Source organism: Sphingopyxis sp. OAS728, from assembly GCF_014873485.1.
Taxonomy (GTDB): domain Bacteria; phylum Pseudomonadota; class Alphaproteobacteria; order Sphingomonadales; family Sphingomonadaceae; genus Sphingopyxis.
In genome coordinates this window covers 12,629-29,965 of record NZ_JADBDT010000001.1, presented here as the reverse complement: position 1 = coordinate 29,965, position 17,337 = coordinate 12,629, and the positions used below count along the sequence as shown (strand labels likewise).

Genomic DNA, 17,337 nt, shown 5'->3' with positions numbered 1-17,337 from the left:
TAATTGTCGCATGACCACCAAAGCAACACAATCGAACGAGCCGGTAGGACGGCTTTTGGGTTGGCTGGGGCTTCGCGGCGCGCGCGATGCCTCCCCGGACGACGGCGATGTACCGCCCGATGAGGGGGGAGCGCGCAGCTTCGCGCGGCAGGTGCGATATGAGCTTGCGGCATCGATCACCTCCTTCCTCGTCGATAACGACCTCGATGTGTCGCCGACCAATTTGCTGCTCGCGCATAGCGCCTTTTCGGGCCGCAATCCCCGGCTCGCACGGCAGATCGTCGCACAGGCGCAGACGGCCGAAGGCATCAACCAGACATGGCTCAACGAGCTTGACCAACAGGAAAGCGGTCAGCCCGACCGCGTCGAACTCGACCGGCTGATGACGCGGCTCGAAACCAATATCGAAGCTTTTCAGGCGAATACAAAGGAAGCCCGGGCCGTCACGAGCGACTATGGCACCGAGCTCGAACAGCATGTCGTCGACCTCGAACAGCTCGAGAAAACGGGGCGCATCGTCTCCAGCCTTGCAGATCTTGCCAAGGTCATGCTCGAACGCACGCGCAAGGCCGAGGACGATATGCGCAAGAGCGAGGATGAGGCGAAGGCGCTTCGCCGCAGCCTCGATCGCGCCAAACGCGATGCCGAGCTCGATTATCTGACGGGGCTGCCCAACCGCCGCGCGTTCGAAATCCTGCTCGATCGCCACTATAAGGAAGCGCGCGCGGCGGTCGAACCGCTCAGCATCGCCTTCTGCGACATCGACGAATTCAAGAAGGTCAACGACCTCCACGGCCATGAGGCCGGCGACCGCGTGATCAAGGCGATCGCCGATACGCTGGCACGGATTTCGAACGACCATTGCCACGTCGCGCGTCACGGCGGCGAAGAATTCGTCATGCTGTTCCGCGGGCTGACCCCGTCGCAAGCGGCCGAAAAGCTTGACGATGCGCGCGAGGCACTGGCCGACCGGCGGCTGATCAATCGCAAGACCGACGAACCTTTCGGCCAGATCACCTTCTCGGGCGGGGTTGCCGATGTCTTTGGTTATGGCGACACGCGCGCGGCGCTGAAGGCGGCCGACGAGGCCCTTTACAAAGCCAAGGCAGGCGGGCGAAACCGCGTCGAGATCGCCAACCCGGCCTAACAGACTTCCCGCGAGGGGGCGGGTAGCCGCGGGCGATCGTGCACCAGAGCGCGACCGTCCGCGGCTTTATTCCGCTTGACCGTTACGCCGTCGCCCGGCGCGCCGCCCACAGTCCGAAACTTGCGATGATCGCATAGCAGATGAGCGGCACCGCCAGCGCGATACGGATGTCACCGCTGAGGTCGGCCACCGTTCCGAACAGGAAGGGGACGATCGCGCCGCCGATGATCGCGGTACACATGATACCCGATCCCTGCGGCGTCTGTTCGCCGAGCCCTTCGGTGGCGAGGCTGAAGATCGTCGGGAACATCAGCGAATTGCAGAAGCCGACGAGGATCAGCGCCCAACCCGACAGCGCACCCGTCGTCACTGCCGACAGGATGATCAGCGAAATCGCACCCGCCGCAAAGGTCGCGAGCACGCGTCCCGGTTTGGCCAGTCGCAGGATGAAACCGCCGAGCAAGCGGCCGACGAGCGCACCGAGCCAGTACATCGCGACGAGCTTGCCCGCCGCCTGGAGCCCCAGCCCCATCACGCTCGGCTCGGCGAGATAGGCCATGAGGTTCGAGCCGATCGCCACTTCGGCGCCGACATAGACGAAGATGCAAAGAGCGCCGAACTGGACGCGGCGGTTATGGGTCAACAGGCCCCAGGTGCCCTCCAGCTTCACATCGTCGGTCTTCGCATGGTCGATCGCCGACCGGTACATCCAGAATATCGCCGCGATCACCAGCATCAGCACCCCGAGCCACATATAGGCGGTGCCGATCGATGCGCCCTCGGCAACGCGATACGCCTGGATCTGCGCCTCGGTCGAAGTCTCGGGATCGATCGGCGTCGAATCGCCTAGCAGGAAGGTCGCCCCGCCATAGACCATCAGGAACACGCCGATCGAATTGAACGCCTGCGCGAAGGTCAGCCGGCTGTGCGAGGTTTCGACCGGGCCCAGCGTCGTGATCACCGGATTCATCGCGACCTGCAGCACCGTAATCCCCGCACCGATGCAAAAGAGCGCGGCAAGGAAACCGGGATAGGACGCCGCAGCCGAAGCCGGGATAAAGAGGAAAGCCGCGGCCGCCACAATGATGAAGCCGAGCACGAAGGTGCGGATATAGCCGAGCTTCGACATGACGATGCCGGCCGGGATCGAAAAGGCCCCATAAGCGATGAAAAACGCCATCTGCACGAGGTTCGCTTCGGCATGCGTCAGGTGGAACATCGGCTTGAACTTGCCGACTAGAAGGTCGTTGATGTTCGTCACCCCGCCAAGCAGGAAAAACACTGCGAACGCGAGGATCAGCACCAGTTTCGTGCCACCGCCGCCCCTGCCCGGCTGTTCGATCGCGTTCGGATCTACGCCCGTCGCGACGTTCGGAGCCAATGCCATGTCTCTCTCCCTATATTTTTATCGAGCCAACCCGTTTGCGGGTTTGGTTATTTGGCCGCGGGCGGGCAAGGCAGATTCTCTCCAACAGCCTCGACATTCGTATTCAGCAGCGTGGCCGCGAAGCCCTTGTCGCCGGCGATCGAGACGGCATAATCGACCTGCTTCAGATTGGCGCCCGCGTCGGCGAAGCAGCGCAGCGGCACCTTGATCGTCGACACCTGTCCCTTCGGCGCGGCTTTGACCAATGCCGAGATGTCGAACGCCTTGCCGCCGAGCGCAAGGCTGACTGGCGCGCCGCCGGCCGCATCGATCCGCCAGTCGACGCGCAGCGCGAAGCTGTTGTTGAGCTGGCGCGACAGGTCCGCATAGGGGCCGGTCAATTCGAGTGTCGCCGGACCAGTCCAGGTGAAGGACTTGCCGTCCTCCTGCGCGCGCACATCGACCGATCGCGCCGCGATCATGCCGCCGGGGCTCGTGATCGGCCCGGATTCGACCGGGCGCTTGCCGCCCGCGTCGGTGATCGAGAGCACCCACGGCGCGCGTGCGCGGCCACCCGAGAAGAAATTCTCGACATTCAACGCTGCGGCGATGTCGACGCCCAATTCTTCGGACAGCTGCGGAACGGTGGTGGTAGCACCATATTTCAAGCCATAACCGACCGCGAACTGTGGCTTTTCAACGGGCGAGCGCGCATCGGCGGGCCAGGCGAAAGGCAGGGTGCCAGTGAAGGCGCGCGGCGTCTTGCCGTCCTTGCCCGCGACGAGCACGTCGGCGACACCCACGCCCTGCGACCCCGGCAGCCAGCCTGCAACGAACGCATCGGAAGCGTTGATTTCGGGGTTGGTGAACATCGGCCGCCCCGACAGGAACAGCGCGACCACCGGAATGCCCGCGGCCTTCAGCTTCTTGAGCGTCGCGAGATCGGTGGCCTCGGTCGGCTGATAGTCGAGCGTCGCAACATCGCCCTGGAATTCAGCATAGGGATTTTCGCCGAACACGACGATCGCGACGTCGGGCTTCTCCTTAAACACCCCGCCCTCGGATAGCGTCGCAACACCACCCGCATCGCGCACCGACTTGTTGAGCGCTTCCCAGATCGTCTGGCCATTGGGGAAGTCGGCGTGGGTGACGTCGGTCCCCTGCCAGCTGATCGTCCAGCCGCCCGACTGGATCGCCATGCTGTCGGCCGCAGGCCCGGTCACGAGCACGCGGGCGCCCGGCTTGATCGGCAGCACGCTGCCATTGTTCTTGAGCAGCACGAGCGACTTCGCGACCGCTTCGCGCGCGATGGCGAGATGCTCGGGCGTGCCGACCGCCTTCACCACGCTGCGGTCGACATGCCCTTCAGGAAACAGGCCGAGCTTGTATTTCACGCGCAAAATACGCCGCACCGCATCGTCGAGCCGCGCCGCCGAAATCGTGCCGTCCTTCGCATGTTTCAGCGTGGTCTCGTAAAGCCCCTTCCAGCTGTCGGGCGCCATGAACATGTCGAGCCCGGCGTTGATCGACTGCGCGCAATCGGTGACGCTGCATCCCGCGACCTGCCCATGCCCGTTCCAGTCGCCGACGACGAAGCCCGCAAAGCCCATCCTGTCCTTGAGCGCGTCGGTGAGCAGCCCCTTGTTGCCGTGATGCTTGACGCCCTGCCAGCTCGAGAAGCTCGCCATCACGGTCAGCGCGCCGGCGTCGATCGCGGCGGGATACCCCATCGCATGCTTCGCGATCAGGGTCTTTTCGTCGACCTTGGCATCGCCCTGGTCCTTGCCCTCGAACGTGCCGCCGTCGGCAAGGAAATGCTTCGCGGTCGCTGCGACATGTTGCGGACCGACCGTCTTGCCCGCGACCAGCGGGCCTTGCAGACCGAGCACCATCGCCTTCGCATAGTCTGCGATCAGCTTCGGGTCCGACGCATAGCCTTCATAGCTGCGGCCCCAGCGCAGATCCTGCGGCACCGCCAGCGTCGGGGCAAAGGTCCATTCGATCCCGCTGCCGGCGATTTCGGCGGCGGTGACCGCACCGATGCGCTGGATCAGCTCGGGATCGCGCGCGGCGCCGAGGCCGATATTGTGCGGAAACAGCGTCGCGCCCGGGATATTATTATGCCCGTGGACGGCATCGACGCCAAAGATGATCGGGATCGCGACACCATTCGCTTGCGGACGCAGCGACACCGCGCGAAAATCGCCGACCAGCTTCGCCCAGTCGGCGGCGGTCGAGCGTTCATTGCCGTTCGGCCCACTGTTGCCGCCCGCGAGGATCGACCCGAGCGGATAGGTTTCGAGATCCTTGGGCGTGATCGTGCTGATGTCGCCCTGGATCAGCTGGCCAACCTTCTGCTCGACCGTCATCTTCTTGATCAGCGCGTCGATGCGCTTTTCGGTCGCCGCGTCGGTGATCGTCGCCGGGCTTTTCGCTGCCGGCCATAGTTCGGGATGAACCGCGGCCGCGTCGGAACCGGTGGTTTGTGCGGCGGCGCCCGCGGTTCCTGCCAAAAGCAGCGCGGTCGCCATAACCATTGCCTGTCGGCGCATCGTCTCTCCCATCCCTCAATGTGAACGTTATCAAACTTCGCTCTCGCATAGTGGATGGATGAAATCAAGCGCTCTGTTTTCAGGCGGCCGCGTGCGATCGCGGCATCGTCGCGAGCAGGAGAACGGCGATGCCGGTGAGCCCTGCGAGCAGCAGGAAAAGCGCGTCGAAACCAAAGCCGGGGACGAGCGAGATCGTCAGCCAGGGCATGATCAGCGAGGGCACGGTATTGGTGAGGTTGAAGATGCCAAGGTCGCGCCCGCGCCGGTCCGAGCGCGGCAGGATCCGCAGCGTCTGGCTGCTATGGAGCGACAGGAACACCGTCGTCGCAACACCGAAGACAAGGTAGCTCGCCTTTGCGGCGTCGAGCCCCGCCGCAAACGCCATTCCGATCATCCCGATGCCCGAGACCGCCGCGCTGGCGACGAGCGGGAGAAAGGGCCGGTCGTTGCGGTCGGCCCAGCGCCCGCTGAGCAGCGCGATGGGCACGGCCAGCGTCAGCGCGAGCCCGAAAATGCGCGCCTTCTCATTATCGTGCATGCCGGGGTCGATCGAACGGAACCAGAAATAGAGATAGGCGAACAGTGCCGCCTCGGCGATCTGGACGAGCAAACGCGCGAGCCACATCCGCACCGCTGGGCCGGTCGGACGCTGTGGCCGTTCTCCGGAGGCGCGCGCAGGCGGGGGTGCAGTGAGATCGGGAAACGCGCGCGGGCGGCCAAGCAGCAACACCGGCAGGACGGCGCTTGCCACTAGCAGCGCAATGACCACGAGCCGCTGCTCCGCCGACACCAGCCCAGGCCAGGTGACAAGCCACCCCGACCAGGCGCCGAGCGCGGGTGAAAAGGCGAGCAGCCCGCCGAGCAGCCCCTTCTGCTCATCGGGGACACAATCGCCTGCCCACGCCGCGAGCGGCCCGAGCATCATGTTGAGCGTCAGCTGCCACCCGACGATGAGCGCGACCAAGGTCCAGATGTCGTGCGCCAGCGGCACCATGAGCAGCAAGGCGATGGTCAGCGCCAGCCCGGTCAGGACCCAGCCGCGCCGGTTGCCGGTGCGGTCGCTGAGCCAGCCAAAGCCGATGCCCCCGAGGCTCGCCGCGATCGCGCCGAAGAAGGTGACATAGCCGAGCATCTGCACATCCGCCGTGCCCGCCAATTGCGTCATCCGGCCCGGCAGCCAGATCGTGAGGAAGGGCACATAGGCCATCGCGCCGCCGGCCGAAGCCAGCGCATAGAGCAGCAGGAAACCCGTGGACTGGCGGCGTGCCGCGCCCGCTTCAACCATGGACGGCGACGGGCGGCGCTGCGGTCGAGCCGCGCGCGACGAGGCCGCCCTGCACGCGCGTCGGTTCGGCCTGGCGCGGGGCGCCGCGCTGCGCCGCGATGATCAGTTCGACCGCGCGCGACGCGGTTTCGGCGACCGGCTGGTCGACCGCGGTTAACGCAGGCTGCGTAAAGCGGACGACCGGGGTGTTGTCGAAACTGACGATCGACAATTGGCCGGGCACGTCGAAATCCATCTCGCGCGCAACCTCGAGCGTCGCGAGTGCCATCTGGTCGCTGCTTGCGATGATCGCGGTCGGAGGGTTCGCGCCACCCAGCAGCTTGCGCGCCGCGACAGCGCCCGAGCCATAGGTAAAATCACCTTCGGCAAGCAGCCCGTCAGTCGTCAAACCCGCGGACGCCATCTCGGCTTCCCAACCGTCGATGCGCCAGCGGCTGAGGCTATATTCGTGCGAGCCGGCGATGAAGCCAATGCGTTCATGGCCGAGGTCGATCAGGTGCCGCGTCGCGCGCCGCGCCGACCCTTCATCGTCCATCGTCAGCGCGATGCCCGCCGGGCCTCCGCGCGAACCGATGCGCGCAAAGGGTATCTTCTGCTCGTCGAGCAGCCCGACGATCAGTGGATTGTCCGAATGCGGCGGGGTCAGGATCACGCCATCGGGCTGCAACGCGGCGATCGCCGCGCCGAGTTCGCGTTCGACATGGTCGTTGTGCGTGTCGACGAGTTCGAAAATCATGCGATAGCCATATTCGGCGCATTTCAGCATCCCGCCGAGCAGCATCTGGTCGACCCAGTCGACCCCCTGCCGCCCGCGCCAGTCCGCAATCGTGCGCTCGCGATCGTTGATCGCAAGGATCAGGTACGACCGCGACCCGCTCATCCGCTGCGCGGCGATCGACGGGACATAGCCCAGCTTGTCGATCGACGCCTGTACCCGTTCCTTCATTTCGGGGCGGACGTTGGGCTCATTGTTGATGACGCGGCTCACCGTCTGCAGCGACACGCCCGCGTCGGCTGCAACATGCTTGATCGTTACCGACTGCCGCCGACGCCCCATTATTTCGTCTGATCCCCCGTGTTTCTGCAACCGCTAACGGCTTCGCCGTCGCATTGCCAGACGCGAACCCAGTCTATTTCCATCTTTTTCGGATATCCGCTTTCATCCACGCCCTTCAGCCCGCGATCTTCGGCCAGCCCGCCGCCGACCGCGAGGTTCAGGATCAGGTGAAAGGGGCGGTCGAACGGTGCAGCGGGATCGCTCGATCCGCTGCTGCTCCATTCGCTCGCGACGCGCGTCGCATAGGGCTTGCCATCGACCGTCCAGACGATCTTGCCCTTCTCCCAGACGATGCCGAAGATATGGAAACCGTCGAGCGGCGCGGGTAGCGCGGTCTCGTCGCCCTTATGCTTGTTGGCGGGCCACTGTCCTCCGAAATGGAGCGTGCCGAGAATGCGGTTCTCGATCCCACCCGCGCAGGCTTCGCAGCGCACGCCAAGGTTGACCGCCTCCAAAATGTCGATCTCGCCCGAGGCCGCCCAGGTGCCATAGTGGCTCGTTTCGGGCAGCATCCAGATCGCGGGCCATGTCCCCTGCCCCTGCGGCAACTTCGCGCGCACCTCGATCTTCCCATAGGTCCACGCCGCCTTGCCGCGCGTGACGAGGCGCGCGGAGGTGAAGTTGCGGCTCGCCTCGGCCTTCGCCTTGGCGGGATCGCCGCGCTGCGACAGCGGGAACGCCGGGCCGGTCGCCTGCTCCTTGCGCGCCGTGATGACCAGCTTGCCGTCCGCGACTGCGGCATTGCTGCGCTTGTCGGTATAGCATTGCCGTTCGTTGTTGCCGCCGCCCCAGCAATCGACGTCGAAATCCCATTTGCTGAGGTCGATCGCCGCGCCGTCGAACTCGTCGGCCCAGGCGAGCCGCCAACCGTCCTCGGCCGGCTGCTGCGCCGCCGCACTGCCGCCGAACGCCGTCGCCAGCATCAGGATCGCCGCAGAGCGGATCATGCCGCCTTGGGTTCCTCGGCGCCGCAATAGCGTGCGACATAGGCGTGATGCTCGGGCAACGTCGAAACCGTCTGCGCAATATTGTCGCGGATCGACTGGAACAGCCGCTCGACCTCGTCGTCGCGCAGCTTTTCCGCGATCGGGTGATAGGTTTGCGGTTCGATCCCCTGCCCCATCATCACCTGCACCCAGCTATTCTCGGCGAACAATTCCTCATATTTGCGGAACACGCGGCCGGTTTCGCGGAACAGCTCGATCTTCTGCTCGAGCGAATCCGGGATCGGCATGTTCGCGACATGGCGCCAGAACGGGCTGTCGCGGCGGTTGGTCGCCTTGTAATGCAGCACGACGAAGTCGCGGATCTGTTCGATGTCGAGCCGCTGCTGGTCGTTGAATTCCTGCGCGTCGCGTTCGCTGACGCGGCCGTTCGGCATCAGGCGGATAAAGCGCAGCACCGCGCGCTGGATCAGGTGCACCGTCGTCGCCTCGAGCGGCTCGACGAAGCCGCCCGCCAGCCCGACCGCGACGCAGTTGCGGAACCATTGCTTGCGCCGCACGCCGCCTTTGAACTTGATGTCGAAGGGTTCGATCAGCGGCTCGCCGACGCTGCTCATCAACCGGTCATAGGCTTCGTCGCGCGACAGGTAGCCGCTCGAATAGACGATCCCCGCACCCATGCGATGTTGCAGCGGGATGCGCCATTGCCATCCCGCATCGTGCGCAATCGCCTGCGTATAGGGTTGCGGCGGCCCGAGATGTTTCGACTGCACCGCAATCGCGCTGTCGTTGGGCAGCCAGTGGCTCCAGTCCTCGAACCCCGCATGGAGCGCGCCGTCGATCAGCAGCCCGCGAAAGCCGGTGCAGTCGACGAACATGTCGCCCTCGATCCGCCGGTCGCCGTCGAGATGCAGCGCCGCGATATCGCCCGTTTCGCTATTCAGTTCGACGCGCGCGATCTTCCCTTCGACGCGCTTGCAACCGTCGGCCTCTGCCAGCTTGCGTAGGAAGCGCCCGTAAAGCGTCGCATCGACATGATAGGCGTAATTCATGCGCTCTTCGGGCAGGTGCGCGAACTTGCCCTCCATCCCAGCGACGAGTTCGAGGCAGTAGTCGCTATACGGCTGTTCGTGCCCGCGTTCGCGTGCGTTGAGCCAGAAATGCTGGAAACCCGCCGACCAGTGATCCTTCCCGCTGAGGCCAAAGCTGTGGAAATAGCTGTCGCCGTCGTGCTTCCAATTGTCGAACAATATGCCGAGCTTGAAGGTCGCCTGGGTCGCGCGCATGAACTCGGGTTCGGGAATGCCGAGGATGCGGTTGAAATTGACGAGCGGCGGGATGGTGGACTCGCCGACGCCGATCGTGCCGATCTGCTCGGATTCGACCAGCGTCAGGTCGACGGTCGGGCCCATCGTGCGCGCAATCGCCGCCGCCATCATCCAGCCGGCGGTGCCGCCGCCCGCGATGACGACGCGCTGGACCTGTTTCTTGTCGCTCATTTACTCAAAGCCCTCAGCAAAAAGGCGCGCAGCCGCCCTGCCGTCTCGGACGTGAGCGGGGCGAGGATGCTGCGCGCGGTTTCGGGAATATGGTCGGTGACGCTCGCGTCATTATCGAAAACATAATGGTCGAACTGCTCGCGCCAGATCGCCTTGTCTTCGGGCGGCAGGTCGCGGATCGCGAGGATCGCATGGTTGAGCGCCGCCTGCGGCTGGCCAAGCCAATCGGGTGTCCGGCGCCACCAGTAATTGACCAATATATTGAACGCTTCGAGCCCCTCGACATGGTGCCACCACATCGACGGGATGAAGATCGCATCGCCAGGTTCAAGCAGGGCCGTCTGCGCCTCGGCCATCGCATCGACGAAACGCGGATGCGCGGCGAGGTCGGGGGCATCGAAATCGACCATGCTGACGACGCGGCCCGCGGGAGTGTTGTCGATGGGCCCCAGATAGAGGTTGCGGAACTGGTGCGGCGGAAACAGTGTGAAACGGCGGCGTCCGACCGCGCAGCACGCCAGATTGTCGGGAAAGTCGTTATGCGCGGCAATCTGCGTGCGCGTGCCGATCCAGATGCTCTTGATCGGGTCGCGGTCGCCGAGGTCGATCGCGTTCGCCTCGTCGAGCCCGTCGAAATGCGAAGGAATATCGATCGACGCCAGATAGACGGTGCGGCTTTCACCCAGTTCCTCGGCCTTGTCGATCCCCGCGAAGATGTCGGCGAGCTTGCCCGTGCCGACGCGGAAATTCATCTCCATATCGGAGTCGTAGAACAGGCGCCCGTCGTGCCCCGGCGGACCGATCGACACCTTGAACGGCCGATCGCGCGCGCGGTCGAGCAGATAGCGGCGGGCCTCCTGCGCGCTGGCCTTGCCCGCTTCGACCAGCGGCCAATCGGCGGCGAGGCCGCGCAGGACAAAGGGCTCGCGCGCGCCTTCCAGCAACGCGTCGAGCCCCGCCCCCTTATTCCATTCGCGCTCGGCCACGGGCGCCAAGCGGTCGTAAATGGCGGGGTCGGCTTCAGCCACCGCCCAGCCTGCGGTTCTTGCGCGCGACGAGCACCGACAGCTGCGAAAGCGACGCCAGCGCCATGAACATCGGCATCAAATGCCCTGCCGCATGCAGGCTACCCAGCGCCTCGCCATCGAGCGCGCGCAGCTTCGCCTCGTCGATGATGTGGAACCCGACGAGCGAATGCAGCGATCCGTCGTCGAGCGTGACTTCGAGGCTGAACGGCTCGAGTAGGTCGTACGCGAGCAGCGCGTCATAAAAGGCGCCGCTCTCGCGATAGCCTTCGTCGAGGTCGCCAAGCCGCTCGGCGATCTCGTCGAGATAGGGCGTCGCCGCGCCCTCGGCATCGAACAGCCGGATGCCCTCGCTCGCTGCCGCGATGCGCGGGTGATCCATGTCGATATGGATCTGTCCCGGACCGTCGCCGCCCGCCGGACGTCCGATCAGGAACGGCTGGATCGAAACCGAGTGCGGGCGATAGCGGGCATCCCAGCGATCACCGTCGAGGAACAGATTTTCGCCATTCTGGAACCCGAACATCGCCAGCGCGGTGAACTCCTCGCGCCCGGTTTCGCGGCGGAACAGGATCGGGAAATGCGCCTGCACGCGCCGGAACTCGCTCGGCACCGTCAGCGTCGCCATGATGTCGTCGCCCAGCTCCGCGCCGGCATCGGTCCTTATGCGCAGGTCGCGGTGGGTCTTGTTGTCGAGGACGGCGTGGCGGGTCATCAAATTCCTTTCCTATCGCGCGGCCGCGGCATTGGCATCGGGGCGAAGCGCGTCGAGATAATCGCGATTGGCGGGCAATGCCGCGGCGAGCGAGCGGGCCCGCTGCCGGTTCTCGGCGAGCAACGCCGCGGCGCGTTCGCCTGACGGCAGATCGGTCGGCACCGGATGGCCCATGCCATAGAGGATATATTGGTGGCTTTCGGCCGAGAAAATCTCGTCGACGCGCGGGAAATCCCACGCCGACGGCGGCTGGTCGCGCCACAGTTGCAGCATCTCGACAAGCCGCGGCGGTACATGCGACGGATCGCGCTGCGCGATCCAATAGGGCTCCTCGCGGCGGCTGAGTGCATAATGGAGCTTGAGGAACTCGACGATGCGATCCCAGCGATAGCGAAACAGTTCGTTGAAGCGGTCGGCGTGAATGGGCATCGCCGCGCGGCTCGCCGGAAAATTGTCAATGAGGGCGTTCAGCGACAATTCGATCATCACGATCGCCGACGCCTCGAGCGGCTCGATGAACCCCGCCGACAGGCCGATCGCGATGCAATTGCCTTCCCAGAACCGCGCGCGGTGCCCTGTCGGGAAGGTCAGGCGGCGGACCGGCACCTCGGGCGCGTCGGGCAGGACGCGCGCGATATAGCTGCGCAACGTTACCTCTGCTGCGTCATCGTCCATGAAGTGGCTGGCATAGACGCAGCCGATGCCGCGCCGGCCCGGTAATCCGATATCCCATATCCAGCCCGCCGCGTGCGCGGTCAACACCGTCTGCGACGCGATCGGACTGCCGGGCACGACCGGCACCTGCGCCGCTAGCGCGCGATCGTTGAACAATGTGTCGCTGCGGTCGATCCACTCGACGCCCAGATGATTGCCGATCAACAGCGACGCATGGCCGCTGCAATCGATGAACAGGTCGCCCGCGATATCGCCATTATTTCGCGTCGCGACCGAGGCGATGCCGCCCCCGGCATCGCGCGCCACCGCAACGACATGATCCGAGACATGCCGCACGCCGAGCTTTTGCACCGCGTGCGACGCGAGCAATGCCGCAAACTTCCCTGCATCGAGGTGATAGGCGTAATTCGCCGCGCCCTGATAGTCGGGCATCGCGCGTTGCCGCGGCGCAAGATCGAGATCGCACACATGCGCCTGTGCGGTCATCGCCGCCGCGAACGGCAGGTCAGGCGCCCCCGCCTGCCATGCGGCGAGCAGCTCGGTCGTCGGTGCGGCGGGGGGCGCGGTGAACGGGTGCAGATAGCGGTCACCTGCAGCGCCCGTCACCCAGCCGTCGAACCGCGATCCCTGTTTGAATGATCCGTCGCACGCGGCAAGGAATTCGGCCTCGCCGATCCCGATCGCCGCCAGCGTCGCGCGCATCGTCGGCCAGGTTCCCTCGCCAACGCCGATCGTCGGGATGTCGGGCGCCTCGATCAAGGTAACCGAAAGCCGTCCCGCTTTGGCCCGGCGCGAGCTCGCCAGCCGCGACGCGGCGAGCCAGCCGGCGGTGCCGCCGCCCACGATGACAATCCTCTCGATCGCGCTATTCATTGCCGTCGATCCTAGGCCGTGAAACCGCCCTCGTCACGCAAAAGAGCCGCGCCCGGGGAGGACGCGACCCTTTTGCCTGCGACCCGGCGGAAGTGCCCACCCGCCTTAGAAGCTGAACCTGACCCCTGCCGCGTAGCGGGCGAAGCCCGGCTGCACGAAGGTGACGTTGTTCTTGTGACGAAGGTGCCCGCGGCGCCCCTCACCGGTCAGGTTGATCGCCTCGACGAACGCTGTGAAGCCCGGGATGAACTCGTAGCTCGCACTCGCGTCGATCTGCCAATATTCCTCGGTGTAGAAGGGGTTGGGCCCCGTTCCGGCGAGGAATTCGTCGCGCCAGTTCCATGCGACACGCGCCTGGAGGCCATTTTTGTCATAGAAGGCCACGGCGTTGGCGCTGTCGCTGAGGCCGGTCAGCGCGAACTGCGGCACCGACGATGGCTGGGTATTGTCGTACGTCGCGTCGCCGTTGACGATCGTATAGTTCAGGATCACGCCAAAGCCCGTATCCCAGAAGCTGTGCTGGACCGCAAACTCCCAGCCATTGATCGAAGCCTTCTGATCACTGTTGATCGGTGTCGCGATCTCGAAATTGACCAGCGGATCGCCCGGTGCGGCATTGATGATGCCGGTAAATGGCTGGCCGCCCCCGCCCCCCGTGATGGTCGTCGTTTGGGGGAAATTCTGAAAGATATACTGCCGGATTTGCGACGCGGTCGCGCTCGACCCGATCGCGGCGATCGCGGCATTCCAGCGCGGCCCACCGACCGGCGTCGTCAGCCCGAAGGCGTTCGAATCGATCCGCGTCGAGGAAATGAAGTTTTTCACATCCTTGTGGAAATAGCCCACCGACAGATAGGAGTCGGGCGCGTAATACCACTCCGCCGACAGGTCGATATTCTTCGACTTGTACGGGACCAGCCCCGGATTGCCCTGCGCGCCAGTGCCGCCGCCGACCCGGAACAGCGTGTCGATCGTCCGCCCGCCCTGCATGCTCGCATAGTCGGGGCGCGTGATCGTATGGCTGTAGGATGCGCGAAGCTTGATGTCCTCCATCGGCGAGATGTCGAAATCGACCGCCGGCAGCCAATTGTCATAGGACCCCTTGAACCGCGTAAAATCGCTTTCCCCGGAAAAGACGACGTTGAACTCATTGTCGCCGACCCAGGTCGTCGTCACCGGCACCGGCACCAGCGCGGCCGAGGCGATATCGGTCGTCTCGTAGCGAATGCCCGCGACCAGATGCGCCGGGTTCTCGAACAGGTCGAAAACAGTCGCCACCTGCAGATAGGGAGCCAGCGTCTTTTCGGTAATGCGCCGATCTGTGTTGAAGTTTGCAAGGCAGGTTCCCGGCTGCGCCGATCCCGTCGCGGGATTGCTGCATGTCTGGAAATTCTGCTCGACCAGATCGGCCATGCGCTCGAAATCGAAGCTGTAGAAGCTCTGGATCATCCCGTCCTGGGCGAGACCAGGGAATTTGTCGGGAAGCGTCACCAGCGTGAAAATGTCGTCGGGAATGCTCGATGCCGGCCCTGCGCCGCCCCATGTGTCGTCATTCTGGATCGTGCCGAATGCCGAGCGCACCTTGCTGTCGACATAGGATACGCCGAAATCGATGCTGTCGAGGAAGCCGCCGTCATGGTCATATTGACCGCGCAGCTGAAGCTGGTTGATCCGGTTCCGGAAATAGGCGTTGCGGAACGCGTTGCCCGTCGGGGTGATCAGCGACGCGTTCAGCGGATCGATGCCGGGGTACATGCCATAGGAAATGATCGGCAGGTCGTTCTCGAAATTGATCGTCTGGGTCTGGACACCGAAAACGGCGTTGCCCAGCGACATGCTCGACCCGAACCGGTTGACCGGATTGACCTCGGCGGTCGAATGATGCCCGTCGAGCTCGAACGTGACGCCGCCCGGGCCCTTCCATTCCAGATTGACGCCGAGCGAGTTATTCTCGGCCCGGTTTTCGATCAGCGCGCCGCTGTACGAGAGGTCCTTGCCCCCGTAGAGCGCGTTCGGCCCGGGAACGCCCGAGGGCGCCCCGAAACGCTCGCTGTAGAAGAGCGGGCCGGCGACCGGACCGTCGGTCCAGGCGCTCGACGTATCGTCGTGGTTGAACCACACGCCGACATTGCTGTTCCGCGTTTCGACGGTGTTGCGCGAATAGATATAGTCGACCGTCGCGGTAAAGGCGTCGCTCGGACGGAATTGCAGCACCGCCTGACCATTGATGCGTTCGCGATTGATGTCGTTGAGGTCATAGGATGCGTTTTGCGGCACCTGATAGACATCGCCCGCTTCGGGCCGGTTGATGATATTCTGGTAGCGCGGATCGGGCTCCTCGACCCCGTTGACGATGCGGGTCGGATTAGCCAGCGAGCCCCAGTTGTTCTCGTTGCCGAGATAACCGTCGCGCCAGCCGACGTTCGCGGTGTTCGTGCTCGACTTACGCTTCTGGTACGAACCCGCGACCATGATGCCGATCGTATCGTCCGCAAAGGTCGTGCTGAAAATGCCCGACACTTCGGGTGTGATCGTATCACCGGAGTTGCGCGACGTGTCGTACACGCCCTTGACCGAAAGGCTGCCGCGCATGCCCGGATTGTCGAGGGGGCGCGGGGTGCGGATGTTGATGCTCGACCCGATCCCGCCCGACTCGATCGTGGCGCGCCCGCTCTTGTAAACTTCGACCGCCGCAATGCCTTCGGAGGCGAGGTTGGCGAAGTCGAACGAACGCGACGACGGGGCGCTGCCGCCATCACCGATCACCGCCGTCGGCACCTGGCGACCATTGACGGTCACCAGATTGAACTCGGGTCCGAAGCCGCGGACCGTGACCAGCGACCCTTCGCCATTCTGGCGGTCGATCGACACGCCGGTGATGCGCTGTAGCGATTCGGCGAGGTTGGTGTCGGGGAATTTGCCGATGTCCTCGGCCGAAATCGCATCGACGACGCCCTGCGCCTCGCGCTTGATCGCCGCGGACGCTTCAAGGCTGGCACGGATGCCGGTGACGACGATCTCGTCGCCGTTCACTTCACCCTCGGCCGGCGCTTCCTGCGCACCCGCCGCCTGCGCCATGCCCATCAAGGACAGCGCCGACGTACCGACCAGAAACTTGGCAAGCCACTGCTTTTGAGACGCCCGCATCCCCATTCCTCCCAGATCAGCCGCTCTTTTAATGGCGGCATTCGCTTAATGTGAACGTTATCTAAATGGGAACGTTATCATTGTCAACGCATCGACCGTGGCATTTGGGTCACAATGTTGCGCTTTTTTGCGCAGCAAACGTATGCAGCAAAAGTGCCCGACGACGGCGTCAGCGGCTCCAGCGCGCGAAAATCGCGGTCGGCAGCAGCAATCCCCGCGCTTCTTCGCGCACGGCAAGCTCGCCGCACTCCACCTTGCCCGGGAGGTCAGCAAAAAGCTGCGCCAAGAGTTCGCCGATCGCGAGCGCCGACATGCGCACGGCATAAACGGTCAAAAACAGCGCGCGGCTGTCTTCGTCGAGCAGCTGGCGGCAGTCGGCCAGCAACGGTGCAAGCCCCTCCTCGATTTGCCAGCGCTCGCCGGTCGGACCACGGCCGAACTTGGGCGGATCGAGCAGGATCGCGTCATAGCGCTTCTCGCGCCGGACCTCGCGCGCGGTGAACTTGCCCGCATCGTCAAGGATCCAGCGGACGGGCTTGTCGGCCATTCCGGCGAGCGCGGCATTCTCGCGCGCCTGCCCCACCGACTTTTTCGACGCGTCGACATGCGTCACCGATGCGCCGACCGCGGCGAGCGCCTGACTGCCCACACCCGTATAGCCGAACAGGTTCAGGAACGCGGGATCGGCCTTGTCGGCGACGCGTTCGCGCAGCCAGTCCCACACCGGCGCCATGTCGGGAAAAAAGCCGAGGTGGCGAAACGGCGTGCACTGCGCGGTGAAGCGCGTTTCGCGCCAGCCAAGCGGCCAGCCTTCGGCCGGAACGGGCTTGTTATAATACCAGCGCCCGCCACCATCGTCGTCCGAAGCGGGAATGAATTCGCCGTCGGCCTTTTCCCACTCGCTCTCGGGCAGTGCGGGCGCCCACATCGCCTGCGGCTCGGGGCGGATGAAGCGATAGCGGCCATAACGCTCGAGCTTGCGCCCGTTCCCGCTGTCGACGAGCCCATAATCGTCCCACGCCTCACCGACCAGCGTGACGAGGGGCAGGAGA

The 17,337-nt window shown here is 64.6% G+C and carries 12 protein-coding genes; 1 reads left to right on the top strand and 11 read right to left on the bottom strand.

Features of this window, described 5'->3' with window-relative positions; all coding sequences use genetic code 11:
- Positions 1-10 precede the first annotated feature (10 nt).
- Positions 11-1,147, top strand: a complete 1,137-nt coding sequence (locus GGC65_RS00135) for a diguanylate cyclase (RefSeq protein WP_192645307.1) — start codon at positions 11-13, stop codon at positions 1,145-1,147.
- Positions 1,148-1,229: 82 nt separating this feature from the next.
- Here the strand turns inward: GGC65_RS00135 and GGC65_RS00130 are convergent, their stop codons facing one another.
- The 11 genes from GGC65_RS00130 to GGC65_RS00080 form a co-directional block, all read right to left on the bottom strand.
- Complete coding sequence (locus GGC65_RS00130) at positions 1,230-2,534, bottom strand: sugar MFS transporter (RefSeq protein ID WP_192645306.1); 1,305 nt, start codon at positions 2,532-2,534, stop codon at positions 1,230-1,232.
- A 47-nt stretch (positions 2,535-2,581) separates the two neighbouring features.
- A complete protein-coding gene (locus GGC65_RS00125) occupies positions 2,582-5,065 on the bottom strand; it encodes a glycoside hydrolase family 3 protein (RefSeq protein ID WP_192645305.1) in 2,484 nt (827 codons plus the stop codon).
- A gap of 79 nt (positions 5,066-5,144) precedes the next feature.
- Positions 5,145-6,350 (bottom strand): MFS transporter, encoded by a 1,206-nt coding sequence (locus GGC65_RS00120; RefSeq protein ID WP_192645304.1) that lies wholly within the window; start codon positions 6,348-6,350, stop codon positions 5,145-5,147.
- Positions 6,343-7,407, bottom strand: a complete 1,065-nt coding sequence (locus GGC65_RS00115; RefSeq protein ID WP_192645303.1) for a LacI family DNA-binding transcriptional regulator — start codon at positions 7,405-7,407, stop codon at positions 6,343-6,345. Before GGC65_RS00115 ends, GGC65_RS00120 begins: the two co-directional genes overlap by 8 nt.
- On the bottom strand, positions 7,407-8,354 hold the full coding sequence (locus GGC65_RS00110) for a family 16 glycosylhydrolase (protein WP_225940606.1): 948 nt from the start codon (positions 8,352-8,354) through the stop codon (positions 7,407-7,409). The genes GGC65_RS00115 and GGC65_RS00110 overlap by 1 nt, the downstream gene beginning before the upstream one ends.
- Complete coding sequence (locus tag GGC65_RS00105; protein WP_192645302.1) at positions 8,351-9,850, bottom strand: tryptophan halogenase family protein; 1,500 nt, start codon at positions 9,848-9,850, stop codon at positions 8,351-8,353. Before GGC65_RS00105 ends, GGC65_RS00110 begins: the two co-directional genes overlap by 4 nt.
- Positions 9,847-10,878, bottom strand: a complete 1,032-nt coding sequence (locus GGC65_RS00100; RefSeq protein ID WP_192645301.1) for a cupin-like domain-containing protein — start codon at positions 10,876-10,878, stop codon at positions 9,847-9,849. The genes GGC65_RS00105 and GGC65_RS00100 overlap by 4 nt, the downstream gene beginning before the upstream one ends.
- Positions 10,871-11,590 (bottom strand): SapC family protein, encoded by a 720-nt coding sequence (locus tag GGC65_RS00095; protein ID WP_192645300.1) that lies wholly within the window; start codon positions 11,588-11,590, stop codon positions 10,871-10,873. The genes GGC65_RS00100 and GGC65_RS00095 overlap by 8 nt, the downstream gene beginning before the upstream one ends.
- 12 nt (positions 11,591-11,602) lie before the next feature.
- Entirely contained in the window at positions 11,603-13,138 is a 1,536-nt protein-coding gene (locus tag GGC65_RS00090) for a tryptophan halogenase family protein (RefSeq protein WP_192645299.1), read from the bottom strand.
- 105 nt (positions 13,139-13,243) lie between these two features.
- Positions 13,244-16,285, bottom strand: coding sequence for a TonB-dependent receptor (locus GGC65_RS00085; RefSeq protein WP_192645298.1), 3,042 nt, complete (start codon positions 16,283-16,285; stop codon positions 13,244-13,246).
- 169 nt (positions 16,286-16,454) lie between these two features.
- Entirely contained in the window at positions 16,455-17,333 is an 879-nt protein-coding gene (locus tag GGC65_RS00080; RefSeq protein WP_192649320.1) for a class I SAM-dependent methyltransferase, read from the bottom strand.
- Between the last annotated feature and the right edge of the window lie 4 nt (positions 17,334-17,337).